Here is a 16795-nt window from a genome sequence, read left to right on the forward strand (position 1 = left end):
TGCAATATCACGCAACGGCTCGATTGCCGTGCGGTTTTGCCCTGAAACAGTGCTGGTCTAGTCCAGATAGGTAACGTTGATGCGCGATGAGGCAACAAAAGCGGTGACAGCGATTGGCCAGGTGCTGCAGGAACAACTCGATCACGGGTTGCTGGCGGCGGGCAGCAAGTTGCCGGCCGAGCGCAAGCTCAGTGAGTTGTTCGGCACCACACGGATTACTGTGCGTGAGGCGTTGTTGCAGTTGGAGGCGCAGGGGCAGATTTATCGGGAGGAACGGCGTGGCTGGTTCGTCTCGCCGCCGCGTCTGGCGTACAACCTGATGCAACGCAGTCATTTTCACGCGATGGTCAGTGCGCAGGGGCGGGTGCCGTCGACCGAGGTGATTTCGGCGCGGTTGCAGCCGGCTTCGGCGGCGGTTTGCGCGTGGTTGCAGTTGCCGGCGTTGTCGAGCGTGATTCAGATTTGCCGATCGCGGCGCATTGATGGGCGGTTGGTGCTTTATGTTGAGCATTATTTGAATCCGCAGTTTTTTCCGGGGATTCTGGGGTTTGATTTGAATCAGTCGATGACCGAGTTGTATGCGCGGCATTACGATTTGCACTATGGGCGGGTGCGCTTTGAGATTGTGCCTACGTCACTGTCTGTGGATGCGGCGGCGGCTTTGCGGGTGTCGGTGGGGAGTCCGGGGTTGCGGATTGCTCGGGTCAATTATGATCAGCATAAGCGGTTGATTGATTGTGATCTGGAGTTTTGGCGGCATGATGCGATTCACGTTGGGGTTGATGTTGTTTGAGGCTTTGGCCTTGGCGGCCTGTGGGCCGACCAGGCTATTGGGTTCTGGGTGAATATCCGTTTCTGCGGGTGTCGCCGCTGGCGGTTTCGCTCTTACAGCGACTCACTTTTCCAGACGCCGAAAAGTAAGCAAAAGGCTGGGCCCCGGCGTTCGGCCCGCTCGCTGGGGCTCGGGGTTCCTTCGCTCCGGGATCGATCCGGGCGCATCGCCTCCGGTTTGCTTCGCTGCACCTCCTCTCGATGTGTTTGGCTTCGCCAAACGGTCGCTACGCTCCCACCCCCGGATCAATCCCTCCACTCAGCCTGCCGAAGGGGCCAGCACGGCAAGATCAAGAGCGGTACTCGAGCTTGCGCTCATTGTGTTGAGTGGTGAGAAGCAGAAGCGATATAGGTTTACCGGTTGGACTCAATCCCTGTGGGAGCTGGCTTGCCGGCGATGGCGGCCTGACAGCCGACCTGTTTCTGACAGGCTGCACACGGTCCAAATGTGGGAGTGAGCCTGCTCGCGAAAGCGCCCCCACAGTCACCTCATCCCTACTTGCCTGTCCCCGCATTGGCATACAAATAATCCGTCGCCAACGAGGCCAATGTCCTCACGCCTACCACCAACGCCGACTCATCCACAAAGAACCCCGGATTGTGATTCGGCGCGGCCTTGCTCATGTCCTGATCCCGCGGTGTCACGCCGAGAAACACAAACAACCCCGGTACTTCCTTGGCATAGAAAGAAAAGTCTTCCGCGCCCCCCACCAGCGGCGCATTCACCACATCATCCTTGGCCGCCCACTTCAACGTCGGCAGCATCTTTTCCGTCAGCGTCGGGTTGTTGATGGTCGGGTCGTATTTTTTGATGATGGTGACATCGGCTTTCGCGCCACCGCTTTCGGCGATTTTTTCCACGGTCTGGCGGACGTCGGCGTGCAGTTTCTGGCGGATGCCGTAGTCGTAGGAGCGGATCGTGCCGGTCATGTCCACGGATTCGGGAATGATGTTGTAGCGCGTTCCGCCGTTGATGGTGCCGATGCTGACCACTGACGGGTAAGAGGATATGTCGGTGCGGCGGCTGACCACGGTTTGCAGGCCGACGATGGTTTGCGCGCCGACGGTGATCGGGTCGATGCCGTCCCATGGGCGGCCGGCGTGGGTCTGTTTGCCGAGGATTTTGATACGTAGATCGTCGGAGCTGGCGAGGGTGGCGCCGGGGCGGTAGGCGATCTGGCCGGCGGGGATGCCGGCCCAGACGTGCAGGCCGAAAACGGCGTCGGGTTTTGGCGATTTCATTACGCCTTCCTCGATCATCATTTTTGCGCCCCAGGTGTTTTTGCCGTCGGGGATGAAGTCGCTTGGGCCTTCCTCGGCGGGCTGGAAGTAGAACACCACGGTGCCGGGCAGGGTATCGCGCATGCCTGTGAGAATTTTCGCCGTGCTCAGCAGGATCGCGGTGTGGGCGTCGTGGCCGCAGGCGTGCATGACGTCGACTTCTTTGTCGAGGTAGGTGCCTTTGGCTTTCGAGGCGAACGGCAGATCGGAAACTTCCTTGACCGGCAGCGCGTCCATGTCGGCGCGCAGGGCCACGGTCGGGCCGGGGAGGGCGCCTTTGAGCACGGCGACCACGCCAGTGCGGGCGACGCCGGTTTTGACTTCCAGGCCCATGGCTTTGAGTTGTTTTGCGACCAGCTCGGCGGTGCGTTTTTCCGTGTTGCCGAGTTCCGGGTGGGCGTGGATGTCGCGGCGGGTTTCCAGTAATTCCGGTTCGAGTTTTTGCGCCTGTTCGGCGATTTGCGTGCGGGTGCTTTCCAGCGTGGCGGCGCCGGCGTGGCTGGCGAACAAGGTGAGCAGAATGGTCTGGGCAATGCGCGTCAGTTGCATCGGTTTCTCCTTGATTATTGTTGTCGGGCTTCCCTGCCTGTGACTGCAACCGCGCGCCTGAGTGCTATTCCTTCGGCTGACCGCCACCGGCAGTGATCACTTGCACGCTCATGCGTGGCGTTGCCAGATCGAGTCCGGCTTCGTCGAGATGGCGCTTGAGCGACAGGTTGAAGGCTCGGGACACTTCCCACTGTTTGATCGGCGCGGTCTTGAACCGCGCGCGCAAAATCGCGCTGCCGGACTCGAAACTTTCGACGCCCTGAATCTCCAGCGGCGACCAGATGTTGCGCCGTTGCAGTGGATCGGTACGCATCTTCTGACCGACTTCGCGCATCAGTTTGATCGCGTCATCGATTTCCATGTTGTACGGCACCGCGACGCGGAAGATCGCGTAGCCGAACTCCCGTGAGTAGTTCTTGATGCTTTTGATTTCGCTGAACGGGATGGTGTGGACGATGCCGTCGATGTCGCGCAGGCGCACGGTGCGGATGGTCAGGCCTTCGACGGTGCCGAGGTGGCCGCCGACGTCGACGTAGTCATCGATGGCCAGCGAGTCTTCGATGATGATGAACAGACCGGTGATCAAATCCGCAACCAGCGACTGCGCGCCGAAACCGATGGCCAGACCGATCACACCGGCACCGGCCAGCAGTGGCGTGACGTTCATGCCCATGTTCGCCAGCGCGACGATCAGCGCAATGATGAAGATCGCCACGAACAGCACGTTGCGGATCAGCGGCATCATCGTTTGCGCACGGGCATTCGCCAGGCCTTTGCGCGAACGGGTGAGGGCGTGATGCACGGCGGTGTCGGCGAGGATCCAGATCAGCCAAGAGAAAATCAGTGTGCCGATCAGGCTGAACAGTTTGACGCTGACATCATGCCCTTCGCCCTCGGCGAAACCGATCAGCGACTGGCCCCACACGCGAAGGCCGAGTTCGATGAAGACCAGCCAGACCACCAGGTGCGCGAGGGTGTAGAAGAAGTTTTTCAGGCGTTCGGAGTACAGCGCGTGGCGTTTCGGTCCGCGTTGCGGTTTCAGTGAGTGGCGGCGCACGAGGCCGTTGATCACCATGCACATCACCAGCAGCACGGTGCAGATCAGCGACTGGCGCAAGGCGGTGCTGGTGTCGCCAGCGGAAACGAACGTGGCGAACAGCGAGATGCCGACCAGCACCAGCGCCGGCACGTACCAGAAGGTGCCGAGGATTTCGATGGTGTCGCTGAGGGCGCGGCGGGTCAGGCGTCGCGACAGCGGCTGGTTGCGGATCAGGTGCGCGATCGGTCGACGGAAACGCAGGATGAACAGACCGGTCGACAGTGCCGCGAGGACATTGGCGATGGTCGCGGCGGTGTGGGCCAGATGCACGCCCAGACTTTCGATCAGGCGCGGATCATTCAGCGCTTCACCGAACGCGGCGAAGCTGCCGATCAGCCACAACGGCCGGAACGCCTGATGACGGAGGATGTACAGCGCGCGATGACGGTGCGGGCCATCGAGCAGGGAAAACGCGATTACGCAGATCGCCGAGAAACAGGTGCCGACCACCAACGCATAGGCGAGCACCATCGCCAGGCTTTTGCCCAGTGAAGACGGCAATGCGTAGCTCATGTAAACCGTCATCACCAAAGCGATCAGCCACGGCCCGAGCTTGCGCAAAGCGAAGCGCAGCATGTCGAGGGCTTTGGGATGTTGCGGCAGTTCTTCAGTGAGGCCAAAGCGCATGCGTACCCGATGGCCGAGCCAGATCAGCGCCGCGGCAAGCAGACTCCACACGGCGAGGATCATGGCGAAGCCGAAGATGATCGGCAGCCATTCGTTGGCCGGCAACATCATGCTGCTCAGCTCTTCCTTGGCCAGGTCGAACTCGTTGCCCCAGCGATTGAGCGGGCTGTCGGCGCCGGTAAATTGTTTTTCGAAGTTGGACAGGGTGCCGCCAATCAGGCCGAGCACGCCTTCTTCAGGGCTGGCCTGGGCTTTTTTGGTGGCGTCGCGCAGCTTCTTCAGATCGGTCAGCAACTGTGCGCGTTGCTTGTCGTTTTCCAGCGACTTGATGACTTCGTCGAGGGACTGGCCGAGCGGCTCCTGCGCTTCGGGCTGGGCTTTGTTGGTGTTGAGCAGACCGGGCAAACCGACCGCGTGGGCGGGGGCCAGCGGCAACAGCGTCATCAGGCAGACGAGGAACAGGCTGGGCAAAGCAAAAAGACGAGCGAACACTAGGCGGTCAACCTCGCAAGGGGCGGATTCGCTGGAGTGTACGAGGCCCACTAATGCATTGCGAGCCGGGCGCGGATTTATTCGTTGAGTTTGGCGAGGATCTTGTACACCACGGTGGCGAGGATCGTCAGCATGCCGACCCACATGGCAAATACCCCGGCGTTCTTGTCACGGAAGTTGAAACCGATCGCCAACAGGATCATTCCGCACAGGATGGGAATGAGCATGGCGTGGAACGAAGACATCGAGATCATGGAGACTGCCTTGTCGAAATGAATGATGTAAGTCTAGGTCGGTTTTGGCGGAGCGGTTCTGATGTGTATCAGAATTGAGCCGGTTTCAGGATGAAATTTGTAGGGTCTGAACTGGCGCTTTCGCGAGCAGGCTCGCTCCCACAGTTTGGAATGCATTCCAGGGTGGGAGCCAGTCTGCTGGCGAAGTTTTACGGCAATTCGCGGCAGGCGTAGAACGCGCTCAGCACTTTGACCAGATGCGCCAGGTCGTGGCTGCCGCACAGTTCACGGATCGAATGCATGGCGAAGGTCGGCAGGCCGATATCGACGGTGCGCACACCGAGGTGGCTGGCGGTGATCGGGCCGATGGTCGAACCGCAGCCCATGTCGCTGCGGACCACGAAGCTTTGCACCGGTACTTCTTCGGCCATGCACAGGTGGCGGAAGAACCCGGCGGTTTCGCTGTTGGTGGCGTAGCGCTGGTTGCTGTTGACCTTGATCACCGGGCCTGCGTTGAGTTTCGGGCCGTGGTTGGCATCGTGCTTTTCCGCGTAGTTAGGGTGCACGCCGTGGGCGTTGTCGGCCGAGACCAGCAGAGATTTCTGGATGGTGCGGACGAACTCGTCACCTTCCGGCAGCAGGCGGCGCAGGGTCTGTTCGAGCATCGGGCCATCGGCACCGCAGGCCGAGCAGGAGCCGACTTCTTCGTGGTCGTTGCACACCAGCACGCAGGTTTCGTCGGTTTCGGCGGTGAGCAAGGCTTGCAGGCCGGCGTAGCACGACAGCAGGTTGTCCAGGCGTGCGCCGGCGATGAAGTCGCCATTGAGGCCGATGACCGCAGCACTTTGCGTGTCGTAGAAGCTCAGCTCGTAATCGAGCACGACGTCGGCGTTCAAACCATGTTCGCGGGCCAGTTGATCAGTGAGTACGGCGCGAAAATCGACGCGCTCGTCACCGGCAAATTGCGCGAGGATCGGCGGCAGTTCGGTCTGCGCGTTGATCGCCCACCCCTGATTGGCTTCACGGTTGAGGTGAATGGCCAGGTTGGGAATGATCGCGATCGGTGCCTTGAAATCGATCAACTGGCTTTCGACCTTGCCGTCGCGGCGGAAGGTTACGCGGCCGGCCAGCGACAGGTCGCGGTCGAACCACGGTGCCAGCAGCGCGCCGCCGTAGACTTCAACGCCCAGTTGCCAGAAGCCCTGAAGCTGCAACTCCGGTTGCGGCTTGACCCGCAGGCACGGGCTGTCGGTGTGCGCGCCGACCAGGCGGATGCCGCCGTGCAGTGGCGAAGTGCGGCCCATTTTGATCGCGACTATCGAGGAGTCGTTGCGGGTGACGTAATAGCGGCCGTTCGGCTCGGTGGTCCATGGCTCGCGCTCGTCGAGGCGCACATAACCGGCAGCCTCCAGACGCTGCACCAGGCTGGCGGTGGCGTGGAATGGGGTAGGGGAGGCCTTGAGAAAGTCGATCAGGCCTTGGTTCAACTCTTCGCGCATAAGAAACTCCAGACAGCAATGGGCGGGAGTTTAACGCATCGGCCGGGGAATTGAATCTGCACCGGATCCCTGTAGGAGCAGCCTTCGGCAGCTCCTACATGGTTTCGGCGGTGTCCGTCAGAACGGCGCAGGGCACTCGAAGCGCAGGCGTTCGCCGGTTTGCGGGTGGGTGAAGCTGAGCATGCTCGCGTGCAGGCACAGACGCGGCCATGCCGCCAGCGCTTGCTCATGGGCGTAGAGCCCGTCACCAAGCAGCGGATGCCCGATCGACAGCATGTGCACGCGCAACTGGTGCGAACGACCAGTGATCGGCGTCAGCTCTACACGACACCAGTCACCGCAACGCTCCAGTACACGCCAGAAGGTCAGCGCATGCTTGCCGAATTCAGGGTCGACCACATGACGCGGTTTGGTCGGCGGGTCGTAACGCAAGGGCAAGTCGATGCTGCCACTGTCGAGTTCCGGCTGACCCCAGGCCAAAGCGGTGTAGGCCTTTTCGGTTTCGCGGTCGTGAAACTGGCGCGACAATTCGCGGTGCGTGTCGGCGTCACGGGCGAGCAGAATGATGCCCGAGGTTTCCCAGTCCAGGCGATGGACGATGCGCGCTTCCGGGTAGCCGTTTTCCTGCAAACGGGTAATCAGGCAATCCTTGTTGTCGTCAGCGCGACCGGGCACCGAGAGCAGCAACGTCGGTTTGTTCACCACCAGTACGGCGGCGTCCTGATGGAGGATGTGGATGTTGGACAGCGGCATTAAAACAGCCTCGTAACAAATGCCAACGGCGGCTCGGAACTGCTGATAACCCTGTAGGAGCTGCCGAAGGCTGCGATCTTTTGACGTTGAAGATCAAAAGATCGCAGCCTTCGGCAGCTCCTACACAAGCATCAATAGTCCGAGCCGCCGTAGCGACTGCCAAATCGACTCAGCGATCGGGCAGGGTGATGTTGAGTTCCAGAATCGAGCAACTGCCCTGGCTTTCCAGTGCAACATGTACGTCGTCGTTGCCGATGTTGACGTACTTGCGGATCACGTCGACCAGTTCCTTCTGCAAGGCTGGCAAGTAATCCGGCGTGCTGCGCTGGCCGCGCTCATGCGCCACGATGATCTGTAGACGCTCTTTCGCTACCGAGGCGGTACTTGGCTTTTTGTTGGCACGAAAGAAGTCAAAAAGGTTCATTACCTACCTCCAAACAGGCGCTCGAAGAATCCCTTCTTCTCGACATCGAGGAAACGGTGGGCTTTTTCTTTGCCCAACAGGCGGTCGACGGTATCGCTGTAAGCCTGACCGGCATCGCTCTGGTCGTCGAGAATCACCGGTACACCCTGGTTGGATGCCTTGAGCACCGCCTGGGATTCCGGGATCACGCCGAGCAGCGTTACCGAGAGGATTTCCTTGACGTCTTCAACGCCGAGCATTTCGCCCTTTTCAACACGCTCCGGGTGGTAGCGGGTGATCAGCAGGTGTTCCTTGATCGGGTCTTCGCCACGTTCGGCGCGACGCGATTTGCTCGCCAGCAGGCCGAGCATGCGGTCCGAATCTCGTACCGAGGACACTTCCGGGTTGGTCACGACGATCGCTTCGTCAGCGAAGTACATGGCCAGGTGAGCACCTTTTTCGATGCCGGCCGGGGAGTCGCAGACTACGAACTCGAATTGTTCCTTGAGCTCCATCAGGACTTTTTCCACGCCTTCGACAGTCAGCGCGTCTTTGTCGCGGGTCTGACTGGCGGCCAGTACGTAGAGGTTTTCCAGGCGCTTGTCTTTGATCAGGGCCTGTTGCAGGTTGGCTTCGCCGTTGACCACGTTGACGAAGTCATACACCACGCGGCGCTCGCAACCCATGATCAGGTCAAGGTTACGCAAGCCCACGTCGAAGTCGACGATCACTGTTTTGTGGCCGCGCAGAGCGAGGCCGGTACCGATAGCGGCGCTGGTGGTGGTCTTACCCACACCACCCTTGCCGGATGTAACCACGAGAATCTTGGCCAAGGTGTTTCACCCCTAAGGAAGAAGGACTTTTTAGCCCCTGAAAAACATCTCTTGAAAACTACTGCAGTCGGACAGCCTTGGCTGGAATTCGGCGTTGAGCCTTTTTCCTACTTCGTTTGAGCCGTTTTCGCTACGTTTTAGAGATGCTTGGAAAATGCGGCAGTATCCGTTAAAGCCGAATGATGTTCAACACGTCGCCCGACAGGCTGACCTGTACGCCCGAGCCCCACATAGGGTCGCGACGCAAATCTTCGGAAACCTTGTAATGACCGGCGATGGAGATCAGTTCAGCGCTCAATTGCTGACAGAAAATCCGTGCCTTGGTGTCACCCTTCACGCCGGCCAGCGCCCGACCGCGCATCGGGCCGTATACATGGATGTTGCCATCGGCGAGAAGTTCCGCCCCCGGACTGACCGAGGACACCACGACCAAATCGCCACCCTGCGCATATATCTGTTGGCCACCACGTACTGGCGTGGTGATGACGCGGGTCGGTTTGACCGTTGGTTCAGGCGGTTTTTCCGGTTTCTTTTTGACTTCGGCTTCGGCTGTTTCCAGCGGCCGCTCACGGGCGCCGGAAGGCGGCAGCACCGGAATGTCGATGGCGATGGCGGCGGCGATGTCTTCGATGCGGCTGGCGCGAATCGCCAGGGTGCGCAGGCCATGTTGACGGCAGACGCGCATCAGGCCCGGCAGATCGACGGCACCTTCACTCGGCGGCAGTTTGTCCAGCGCCAGAACCAGCGGCGCGTTGCTGAAGAAGTTCGGCGCCTGGGCGACTTTGGCGGCCAATTGCCGATCGAGGCTTTCGAGGTCGTTACGGGCCAGTTCCAGCACAGTAATGGCCAGCATGCTGCCCTTGAGCTGGAATACGGGATCTTGGTCTAACGGTTCGGTTTGGCTCATGTCGGCATACAACGGCTTGTCACTAAAAGTGCCGAGACTTATAACGAGAACGCCCGCAGGCCGCAAGCCGGGTCGAACGATGTAGAATGCGCGGCCACTGTATTTACGGAAGCTTTAATGGATCGCCCGCGTTTTCGAAAAGCATTTCTTGCTCCACGCTTCTGGCCGCTCTGGTGCGGTCTGGGGCTTTTATGGCTGATCGTGCAGTTGCCGTATCCGGCCTTGCTGACCATCGGTCGAGTTTTGGGCGCGTTGATGTATCGCGTGGCCGGCGACCGGCGGCGCATCGCCAAGCGCAACCTTGAGCTGTGCTTCCCGGAAAAATCCGCCGCCGAGCGCAAACGTCTGCTCAAGGAGAATTTCGCCTCCACCGGCATCGCTTTCTTTGAAATGGCCATGAGCTGGTGGTGGTCGCGTGAACGTCTGGCCAAGCTGGCCCACGTCGAAGGCCTGGAGCATTTGCAAAAGGCCCAGCGCGAAGGCAAAGGCGTGATCCTGATGGCGGCGCATTTCACCACGCTGGAAATCGGCGCGGCGTTGCTCGGCCAGCAGCACACCATCGACGGCATGTACCGCGAGCACAAGAATCCGTTGTTTGACTATGTTCAGCGTCAGGGCCGCGAGCGGCACAACCTCGATTCGCTGGCGGTGGAGCGTGACGACGTGCGCGGCATGCTCAAGCTGCTGCGCTCCGGTCGCGCGATCTGGTACGCGCCGGATCAGGATTACGGCGCCAAGCAGAGCATCTTCGTGCCGCTGTTCGGCATTCAAGCCGCGACCGTTACGGCGACGACGAAATTCGCCCGTCTCGGCAAGGCGTTGGTCGTGCCGTTCACGCAGGAACGTCTGGCCGATGGCAGCGGTTATCGCTTGGTGATTCATCCGCCGCTGGAAGATTTCCCCGGCGAAACCGAAGAAGCCGACTGCATCCGCATCAACCAGTGGGTCGAGAGCGCTTTGCGTGCCTGCCCCGAGCAATATCTGTGGGCGCACCGTCGCTTCAAGAGCCGCCCACCGGGCGAGCCGAAGTTGTACGCCAAGCGCCGCTGAACCAATCACTGACAAGCACCATGGAGTGTTGCGATGAGCCCAACTGAACCGGTCACAGGTTTGATTCTTTCCGGCGGCGGGGCTCGGGCGGCGTATCAGGTGGGCGTGTTAGCGGCGATTGCCGAATTGCTGCCGTTGGGTTCGGACAATCCGTTTCCGGTGATCGTCGGCACCTCGGCCGGGGCGATCAATGCGGTCAGCCTTGCCAGTGGCGCCACGGATTTTCGCGCCGCGATCGAGCGTCTCACCTTGTTCTGGCAAGGCTTTCGCAGCCATCGCGTGCTGCGCAGTGACTGGCCCGGGGTTATCCGTCAGGCCAGCCGCTTTGTCAGTCACAGTTTGCTCGGCATTGGTCGGCAATTGCCGGTGGCGCTGCTCAACAGTTCGCCGCTGCGCGAACTGCTCAATGAAAAACTGCACATGCCCGGCATCGCCGAATCGATTGCGCGCAAGCAATTGCATGCCGTGGCGGTGACTGCGTTCGGCTATGAGTCGGGGCAAGCGGTGACGTTCTATCAGGGTGGCGGCACGATCGATTCATGGCTGCGCCATCGGCGCATTGGCGTGCCGACGCAATTGTCGGTGGATCACTTGCTGGCCAGTTCGGCGATTCCGTTGCTGTTCGCGCCGGTGAAAATTGGCGATGAATACTTTGGCGATGGCGCGGTGCGGCAATCGGCGCCGATCAGCCCGGCGCTGCACTTAGGGGCGAGCCGGGTGCTGGTGGTGGGTGTCAGCGGCAACCCGCGCGGGTTTGATCCGCAGCAGCCGCTGGAGCGCGCTTATACGGGGCAACAGCCGACGCTGGCGCAGATTGGCGGGCACATGCTCAACAGCACGTTCATTGACAGCCTCGAGAGCGACATCGAGTTGCTGCAGCGTCTCAACCAGTTCAGCCACTTGATGCCTGCCGGCACGCCGACGCGCGAGTTGGGCGTGGCACCGGTGGAGGTGTTGGTGATTTCGCCGAGTCAGCCAATTGATGAGATCGCGGCGCGGCATCGCCAGGAATTGCCGGCGGCGTTGCGTCTGTTTCTGCGTGGGCCGGGAGCGACCAAGACCAGTGGGGCTGGGGTGTTGAGTTATCTGCTGTTCGAGGCGGGGTATTGCAGCGAGTTGATTGATTTGGGGCGCAGGGATGCGTTGGCCAAGCGCGAGGAGCTTTGCCGGTTTTTGGGGCTGTCCGAAGCGGTGATTCCGGCCTGAAATCTGCGGTGAGGCCTTCGCGAGCAGGCTCGCTCCCACATTGGAACTCGGTCGAATGTGGGAGCGAGCCTGCTCGCGAAGCTCTTGAAATCAGAAGTGGAACTTCACCAGGAAGCTCGTGGTGCTCTGATTGGTCTTGAACGCACCGGTGTCGTCGATGCCGTACTTGTCTTTCCAGTAGTCGTATTCAACACCGACATACAACTGCTTCTCGCCGAAACTCAGCGCCTTGCCCAGGTCGTATTTGACCTGTGGGTTGAAGTGCAGGTTGGCGTGGTAGTCGCCTTTGGAGTTGGAGTCGTTGTCGGTGACCCAGTCCATGAAGCCGTCGATCAGGATGTCCGACTTGCCGACCGGGATGGTGTAGGACCAGACCGGAGTGATCTGCCAGACGTTGTCACCGGCGCGAGCACCTTGGGTGTGACGCTGGTAGAAGTTCAACTGGAAGTAGTCGAAGCCCGGGATCGCCAGGTCGAAGCCTGGACCGATCAGGTACGACTCGGTGTCGCCTTCGCCGAACTCGTAAGTCATCGCCACCAGCACGTCTTTGATCGGGCCGAACTCGATCTTCTGGTCGAGCACTTTGCCCAGCGAGATGCGCGGGCTGAACTCACCGTAGTAGGTGTTTGGACCGTTGCTGAAGTCCTTGCCACCGTTGTAGAAGATCTTGTCGAAGAAGAAGAAGTTGTCGCCGTACGTCCACGCGTCGGCGTGTTCGAAAGTGACGGTCTGCTGGATGCGCGGGTTGACCTGGAAGTCCTTGCCATACAGGTAGGTCAGGCTGTTGTTCTGCCACTGCAGCAGGCCCTCGGCCATGGCCTGGCCGCCGGCCAACATCGATCCCGCGAGCATCAGGCTGGTGCACATACGTTTCATTCGGTTGCTCCCAAAGTAGGTGTTCCACGTTTATTTTTTTAAGATCGGCGCTCTGGTGTGGCGCCTTTTTTCGTTGCTGCAAAAGTCATCCGATCGGTCAGCTTCGTTGCTGTTAGCAAGAGCCGAGCCAAGGCTTTCGAAAAGCAAAAAAACACCCGCTCGGCTGCTGAAAAACAGTCGATTGAGTGTGTTTTCGGGATGCCTCGGTACTGACCGGGGCCGGGATAAGTTGGCTTTTCGGTCAGGAATTAAATCCGGGCTTTTTTTTAGACCGAATTCATGAGGCCGCGGAGAATACTGACTCAACGGCCAGGCCTCAAGTGCCCCGCAACAGAGCACCGACGACAGGCATGGGGCACGGTTGCGGGCCATCTTAGAAGTGCACCTTGACCAGCAGGCTGGCGGTGTTCTGATTGGTGTCGAAGTTGTGGGTGTTTTCGACGCCGTATTTGTTTTTCCAATAGCTGTATTCGGTGCCGACGTACAGCTGCTTGTGGCTCCAGCCCAGGGCTTTGCCCAAGTCATATTTGATCTGCGGATTGATGTGCAGGTTGGCGTGGTAGGTGCCGCGCGAGTTCTCATCGTTGTCGACCACCCAATCGAGATAGCCGTCGATCAGCACATCGGAATTGCCCAGGGGAAAGCTGTAGGACCAGCCGGGGGTGATCTGCCAGACGCCATCGCCGGGGCGCGGGCCCTCGGTCTGGCGGCGGAAGATGTTCAAGGTGACGTAGTTGAAGCCGGGCACCTTGAGGTCGAAACCGGGGCCGATCAGATAGGCCTCGCTGTCGCCTTCGCCGTACTCGTAAGTCATCGCCAGCAAGACGTCTTTGATCGGGCCGAACTCGAGTTTCTGGTCGAAGATCTTGCCGAACGAGAAGCGCGGGGTGAATTCACCGTAGAAGGCGTGCGGGCCTTTGTTCGCGTCTTCTTTGCCGTTGTAGAAGATCTTGTCGACGAACAGGAAGTTGTCGCCGTACTTCCACTTGTCGGCGTGCTCGAAGGTCAGCGTCTGCTGGATCGACGGGTTGATCGCGAAGTTCTTGCCGTACAGATAGCTCAGGCTGTTGGTCTGCCACAGCAGTAAATCGCCGGCCATGGCCTGACTCGCGGCCAGCAGGCCGCCACTCAACAGAACGTTGGTTTGCGTGCGAATCATCTGTTGCTCCCTCTTGTTTTTATTGTTTGAGGCGCAGAGCTGTTGCGCGCCCTTGTAGGAGTGAGCCTGCTCGCGATAGCGGTGAATCAGTCAACGAATCTGTTGAATCTGATAACGACATCGCGAGCAGGCTCGCTCCCACAGGGTTTTGTGGTGACTTCGTTAGTGCTGGTGGGCGTGGCAGTCGTTGATCGCTGCGCGCTCTTTGCCGCCGAGAATGTTGAACAACAGGTTCAGCGTCAGCGCGCTGAGCGTGGCCATGGCGATGCCGCTGTGAGTAATCGGACTCATCCACATTGGCAGGTGCGCGAAGAACTCCGGACGTACCACCGGGATCAGGCCCATGCCGATGCTCACCGCGACCAGCAACTGGTTGCGACGGTCACCGATGTCGGCTTCCTGAAGAATCTTGATGCCCGTTGCGGCGACCATGCCGAACATCGCAATCGCTGCGCCGCCCAAAACCGCTGGGGGAATAGAGGCAACAAGGAATGCGGCTTTCGGCAACAGGCTCAACACGATCAGCAAGCCACCGGCAACGATGGTCACCGAGCGGCAGCGCACGCCGGTCATCTGCACCAGGCCGATGTTCTGCGCGAAAGAGGAGTGGGTAAACGTGTTGAAGAAACCCGCCACGAACGAGGCGCCGGCATCGCACAGCAAGCCGCGACGCAGCATGCGTGGGCAGACTTCCTGGCCGGTGATCTTGCCCAGCGCCAAAAACATCCCGGTCGACTCGACGAAGATGATCACCACCACCAGACACATCGACAGGATCGGTGCCAGTTCGAATTTCGGCATGCCGAAATGCAGTGGAGTGACGAATTGAACCCATGGCGCGTTGGCCATGCCACTCAGATCGACCATGCCGATCGCACCGCACAGCAGGTAGCCAAAGCACATGCCGATCAGTACGGAGATGTTGACCCAGAAACCGCGCATAAAGCGGTGAATCAACAGAATCGTGCCCAGCACCAGAGCGGCGATGGCCAGATAAATCGGTGAACCGAATTGCGCAGCGGCAGCGCCGCCACCGGCCCAATTCACGGCCACGGGGAACAGCGACAAACCGATCGAGGTGATGACCGTGCCGGTCACCAGCGGCGGGAAGAAGCGTACGACCTTGGACATGAACGGCGCGATGATCATGCCGAAGAAACCGGCGGCGATCGTCGCACCGAAGATGCCTTGCAGGCCGATACCGGGCATGCCGGCCATGGCGACCATGCTGCCGACCGCGGCAAAACTGGCGCCCATCATCACCGGCATGCGAATGCCCATCGGGCCGATGCCCATGGATTGCACGATGGTGGCGATACCGGCGACCAGCAGGTCGGCGTTGATCAGGAAGGCAATTTCTTCACGACTCAGGCCAGCGGCCTGTCCAATGATCAGCGGCACCGCGATGGCACCACCGTACATCAGCAGAACATGTTGCAAACCGACCAGGATCAGTTGCAAAAGGGGCAATCGCTGAATGGCGGGTGCGTCGGGGATGCGCGCTTTGGACAGCTCGGACATGCAACACCTCGGATCTTTTTATTCTTGTGATTGAACAGCTGCCGGGTTGCTCACAGCTGTTTCTGTGCATCAGGTAAACCGCGTTAAGGCGATTCGCGAGCAGGCTCGCTCCCACAGGGATTGAAGGTGTCCTTGTGGGAGCGAGCCTGCTCGCGAAGCTTTGTTGCTTAGTTGGTCTGTGCTCCCTGGGCAATCCATGCACCGATCAGGTCACGTTCCTGCTGGGTCATCTGCGTGATGTTGCCCAGTGGCATGATCTGCGTGGTGATGGCTTGCGCCTGGATGCGCGCCGCGTTCTGACGGATCTGCTCAGGGGTGTCGAGCATCACACCCGCTGGAGCTGCGCTGAACAACGGGCTGGTTGGTTTGGCCGAGTGGCAAACCGCGCAACGTTCTTGAATCACGGTGTGGACTTTGTCAAAGCCAGGACCGGCGTTGGAAGCTTGTGCTGGTGCAGCAGGTTCAGCAGGGGCTGCCGGTGCTGCTTCAGCCGGTTTCGCGCCACCACCCAGTGCCGTTTCCGGCAGCGGTTGGTACTCGATTTTCGCTGGTGCCTTGGCCACTTCCGGCGCGGTCGACATCGGCATCGGGCCGGTGACGTACGCCAGACTGATCATGCCCACCGCTGCCACAGGCAGCGTCCAGGCAAACTTGTGGCTGTCGTGACGGGTGTTGAAGTAGTGACGCACCAACACCGCCAACACCGCTATCCCGGCGAGGATCAACCAGTTGTACTGGCTGCCATAGGTGCTCGGGAAGTGGTTGCTGATCATGATGAACAGCACCGGCAGGGTGAAGTAGTTGTTGTGACGCGAACGCAGCAAGCCTTTGGCTGGCAGCGCCGGGTCCGGCGTACGGTTCTCGGCAATCGCCGCGACCAGTGCGCGTTGCGCCGGCATGATGATGCGGAACACGTTACCGACCATGATGGTGCCGATGATCGCGCCGACGTGCAGGTACGCACCACGACCGCTGAACACTTTGCTGAAGCCATACGCCGCGCCGATGATCAGCACGAACAGAATGAAACCGAGCAGAGCAGGGCGTTTGCCCAAGGCCGAATCACAGAGGAAGGAGTAGATGAACCAGCCGATAAACAGCGAGCCGATACCGATGGCCACGCCTTCCGGGCCGCTCAGGGTGCTGCCCGGAGCCAGCAGGTAGAGCGTTGGATTGGAGTAGAACACCACGCACAGCAGCGCGATACCCGACATCCAGGTGAAGTAGGCTTCCCATTTGAACCAGTGCAGGTTCTCCGGCATCGCCGGTGGGGCCAGTTTGTATTTTTCGAGGTGATAGATACCGCCACCGTGGATCGCCCACAGGTCACCGGCCAGACCGGTTTTCGGGTTGACGCGGTTGAGGTTGTTCTCCAGCCAGACGAAGTAGAACGACGCGCCGATCCAGGCCACGCCAGTAATCATGTGAACCCAGCGCACGCTCAGGTTCAGCCATTCCAACAGATGTGCTTCCACA

General features: G+C 60.0%; 15 protein-coding genes. 3 read left to right on the forward strand and 12 right to left on the reverse strand.

The window, feature by feature from the left end:
• Nucleotides 1–79 precede the first annotated feature (79 nt).
• Nucleotides 80–793, forward strand: a complete 714-nt coding sequence (locus tag CKW17_RS12080; RefSeq protein WP_095119990.1) for a UTRA domain-containing protein — start codon at nucleotides 80–82, stop codon at nucleotides 791–793.
• Between the two features lie 533 nt (nucleotides 794–1326).
• Here the strand turns inward: CKW17_RS12080 and CKW17_RS12085 are convergent.
• The 8 genes from CKW17_RS12085 to minC all read right to left on the reverse strand — a co-directional run bounded on the left by CKW17_RS12085 (nucleotide 1327) and on the right by minC (nucleotide 9507).
• Nucleotides 1327–2661, reverse strand: coding sequence for an amidohydrolase (locus CKW17_RS12085; protein WP_095119991.1), 1335 nt, complete (start codon nucleotides 2659–2661; stop codon nucleotides 1327–1329).
• A 64-nt stretch (nucleotides 2662–2725) separates the two neighbouring features.
• Nucleotides 2726–4879, reverse strand: coding sequence for a mechanosensitive ion channel family protein (locus tag CKW17_RS12090; RefSeq protein WP_095119992.1), 2154 nt, complete (start codon nucleotides 4877–4879; stop codon nucleotides 2726–2728).
• A gap of 77 nt (nucleotides 4880–4956) precedes the next feature.
• Nucleotides 4957–5133 (reverse strand): hypothetical protein, encoded by a 177-nt coding sequence (locus CKW17_RS30355; protein ID WP_016982863.1) that lies wholly within the window; start codon nucleotides 5131–5133, stop codon nucleotides 4957–4959.
• A 188-nt stretch (nucleotides 5134–5321) separates the two neighbouring features.
• Entirely contained in the window at nucleotides 5322–6611 is a 1290-nt protein-coding gene (locus CKW17_RS12095) for a M18 family aminopeptidase (protein ID WP_095119993.1), read from the reverse strand.
• Between the two features lie 117 nt (nucleotides 6612–6728).
• Nucleotides 6729–7364: an RluA family pseudouridine synthase gene (locus CKW17_RS12100; protein WP_095119994.1), complete on the reverse strand. Its 636-nt coding sequence runs from the start codon at nucleotides 7362–7364 to the stop codon at nucleotides 6729–6731.
• Between the two features lie 169 nt (nucleotides 7365–7533).
• The gene (gene minE / locus CKW17_RS12105) at nucleotides 7534–7788 is read right to left on the reverse strand and encodes a cell division topological specificity factor MinE (protein ID WP_003223146.1); all 255 of its coding nucleotides are present in this window, start codon (nucleotides 7786–7788) and stop codon (nucleotides 7534–7536) included.
• Nucleotides 7788–8600 (reverse strand): septum site-determining protein MinD, encoded by an 813-nt coding sequence (gene minD / locus CKW17_RS12110; RefSeq protein WP_007913953.1) that lies wholly within the window; start codon nucleotides 8598–8600, stop codon nucleotides 7788–7790. The genes minE and minD overlap by 1 nt, the downstream gene beginning before the upstream one ends.
• Before the next feature lie 169 nt (nucleotides 8601–8769).
• Nucleotides 8770–9507, reverse strand: a complete 738-nt coding sequence (gene minC, locus CKW17_RS12115) for a septum site-determining protein MinC (protein ID WP_095114357.1) — start codon at nucleotides 9505–9507, stop codon at nucleotides 8770–8772.
• 117 nt (nucleotides 9508–9624) lie between these two features.
• Here minC and CKW17_RS12120 point away from each other — a divergent pair, with 117 nt between their 5' ends.
• Both CKW17_RS12120 and CKW17_RS12125 read left to right on the forward strand, forming a co-directional pair.
• Nucleotides 9625–10557, forward strand: coding sequence for a lipid A biosynthesis lauroyl acyltransferase (locus CKW17_RS12120; RefSeq protein ID WP_095119995.1), 933 nt, complete (start codon nucleotides 9625–9627; stop codon nucleotides 10555–10557).
• 33 nt (nucleotides 10558–10590) lie between these two features.
• Nucleotides 10591–11763, forward strand: a complete 1173-nt coding sequence (locus tag CKW17_RS12125) for a patatin-like phospholipase family protein (RefSeq protein WP_095119996.1) — start codon at nucleotides 10591–10593, stop codon at nucleotides 11761–11763.
• Between the two features lie 90 nt (nucleotides 11764–11853).
• On the opposite strand, the gene CKW17_RS12130 is transcribed toward CKW17_RS12125, so the two are convergent.
• From CKW17_RS12130 to CKW17_RS12145, 4 genes are all read right to left on the reverse strand, one after another.
• Nucleotides 11854–12639, reverse strand: coding sequence for an outer membrane protein OmpK (locus tag CKW17_RS12130; RefSeq protein WP_095119997.1), 786 nt, complete (start codon nucleotides 12637–12639; stop codon nucleotides 11854–11856).
• A gap of 373 nt (nucleotides 12640–13012) precedes the next feature.
• Nucleotides 13013–13798 (reverse strand): outer membrane protein OmpK, encoded by a 786-nt coding sequence (locus CKW17_RS12135; protein WP_016982869.1) that lies wholly within the window; start codon nucleotides 13796–13798, stop codon nucleotides 13013–13015.
• A 162-nt stretch (nucleotides 13799–13960) separates the two neighbouring features.
• On the reverse strand, nucleotides 13961–15319 hold the full coding sequence (locus tag CKW17_RS12140) for a nucleobase:cation symporter-2 family protein (protein WP_095119998.1): 1359 nt from the start codon (nucleotides 15317–15319) through the stop codon (nucleotides 13961–13963).
• Nucleotides 15320–15486: 167 nt separating this feature from the next.
• Nucleotides 15487–16794, reverse strand: coding sequence for a urate hydroxylase PuuD (locus tag CKW17_RS12145; protein ID WP_095119999.1), 1308 nt, complete (start codon nucleotides 16792–16794; stop codon nucleotides 15487–15489).
• Nucleotide 16795: the final 1 nt, after the last annotated feature.

The organism is Pseudomonas sp. Irchel s3f10, assembly GCF_900187515.1.
In the GTDB taxonomy this organism is placed as follows: domain Bacteria; phylum Pseudomonadota; class Gammaproteobacteria; order Pseudomonadales; family Pseudomonadaceae; genus Aquipseudomonas; species Aquipseudomonas tensinigenes.

Excerpts from the sequence above, each read along its gene's own strand:
- CKW17_RS12080 (WP_095119990.1), top strand. The coding sequence starts at position 80 with ATGCGCGATGAGGCAACAAAAGCGGTGACAGCGATTGGCCAGGTGCTG.
- CKW17_RS12085 (WP_095119991.1), bottom strand. The coding sequence starts at position 2,661 with ATGCAACTGACGCGCATTGCCCAGACCATTCTGCTCACCTTGTTCGCC.
- CKW17_RS30355 (WP_016982863.1), bottom strand. The coding sequence starts at position 5,133 with ATGATCTCGATGTCTTCGTTCCACGCCATGCTCATTCCCATCCTGTGC.
- CKW17_RS12095 (WP_095119993.1), bottom strand. The coding sequence starts at position 6,611 with ATGCGCGAAGAGTTGAACCAAGGCCTGATCGACTTTCTCAAGGCCTCC.
- CKW17_RS12100 (WP_095119994.1), bottom strand. The coding sequence starts at position 7,364 with ATGCCGCTGTCCAACATCCACATCCTCCATCAGGACGCCGCCGTACTG.
- minE (WP_003223146.1), bottom strand. The coding sequence starts at position 7,788 with ATGAACCTTTTTGACTTCTTTCGTGCCAACAAAAAGCCAAGTACCGCC.
- minC (WP_095114357.1), bottom strand. The coding sequence starts at position 9,507 with ATGAGCCAAACCGAACCGTTAGACCAAGATCCCGTATTCCAGCTCAAG.
- CKW17_RS12120 (WP_095119995.1), top strand. The coding sequence starts at position 9,625 with ATGGATCGCCCGCGTTTTCGAAAAGCATTTCTTGCTCCACGCTTCTGG.
- CKW17_RS12125 (WP_095119996.1), top strand. The coding sequence starts at position 10,591 with ATGAGCCCAACTGAACCGGTCACAGGTTTGATTCTTTCCGGCGGCGGG.
- CKW17_RS12130 (WP_095119997.1), bottom strand. The coding sequence starts at position 12,639 with ATGAAACGTATGTGCACCAGCCTGATGCTCGCGGGATCGATGTTGGCC.
- CKW17_RS12135 (WP_016982869.1), bottom strand. The coding sequence starts at position 13,798 with ATGATTCGCACGCAAACCAACGTTCTGTTGAGTGGCGGCCTGCTGGCC.
- CKW17_RS12140 (WP_095119998.1), bottom strand. The coding sequence starts at position 15,319 with ATGTCCGAGCTGTCCAAAGCGCGCATCCCCGACGCACCCGCCATTCAG.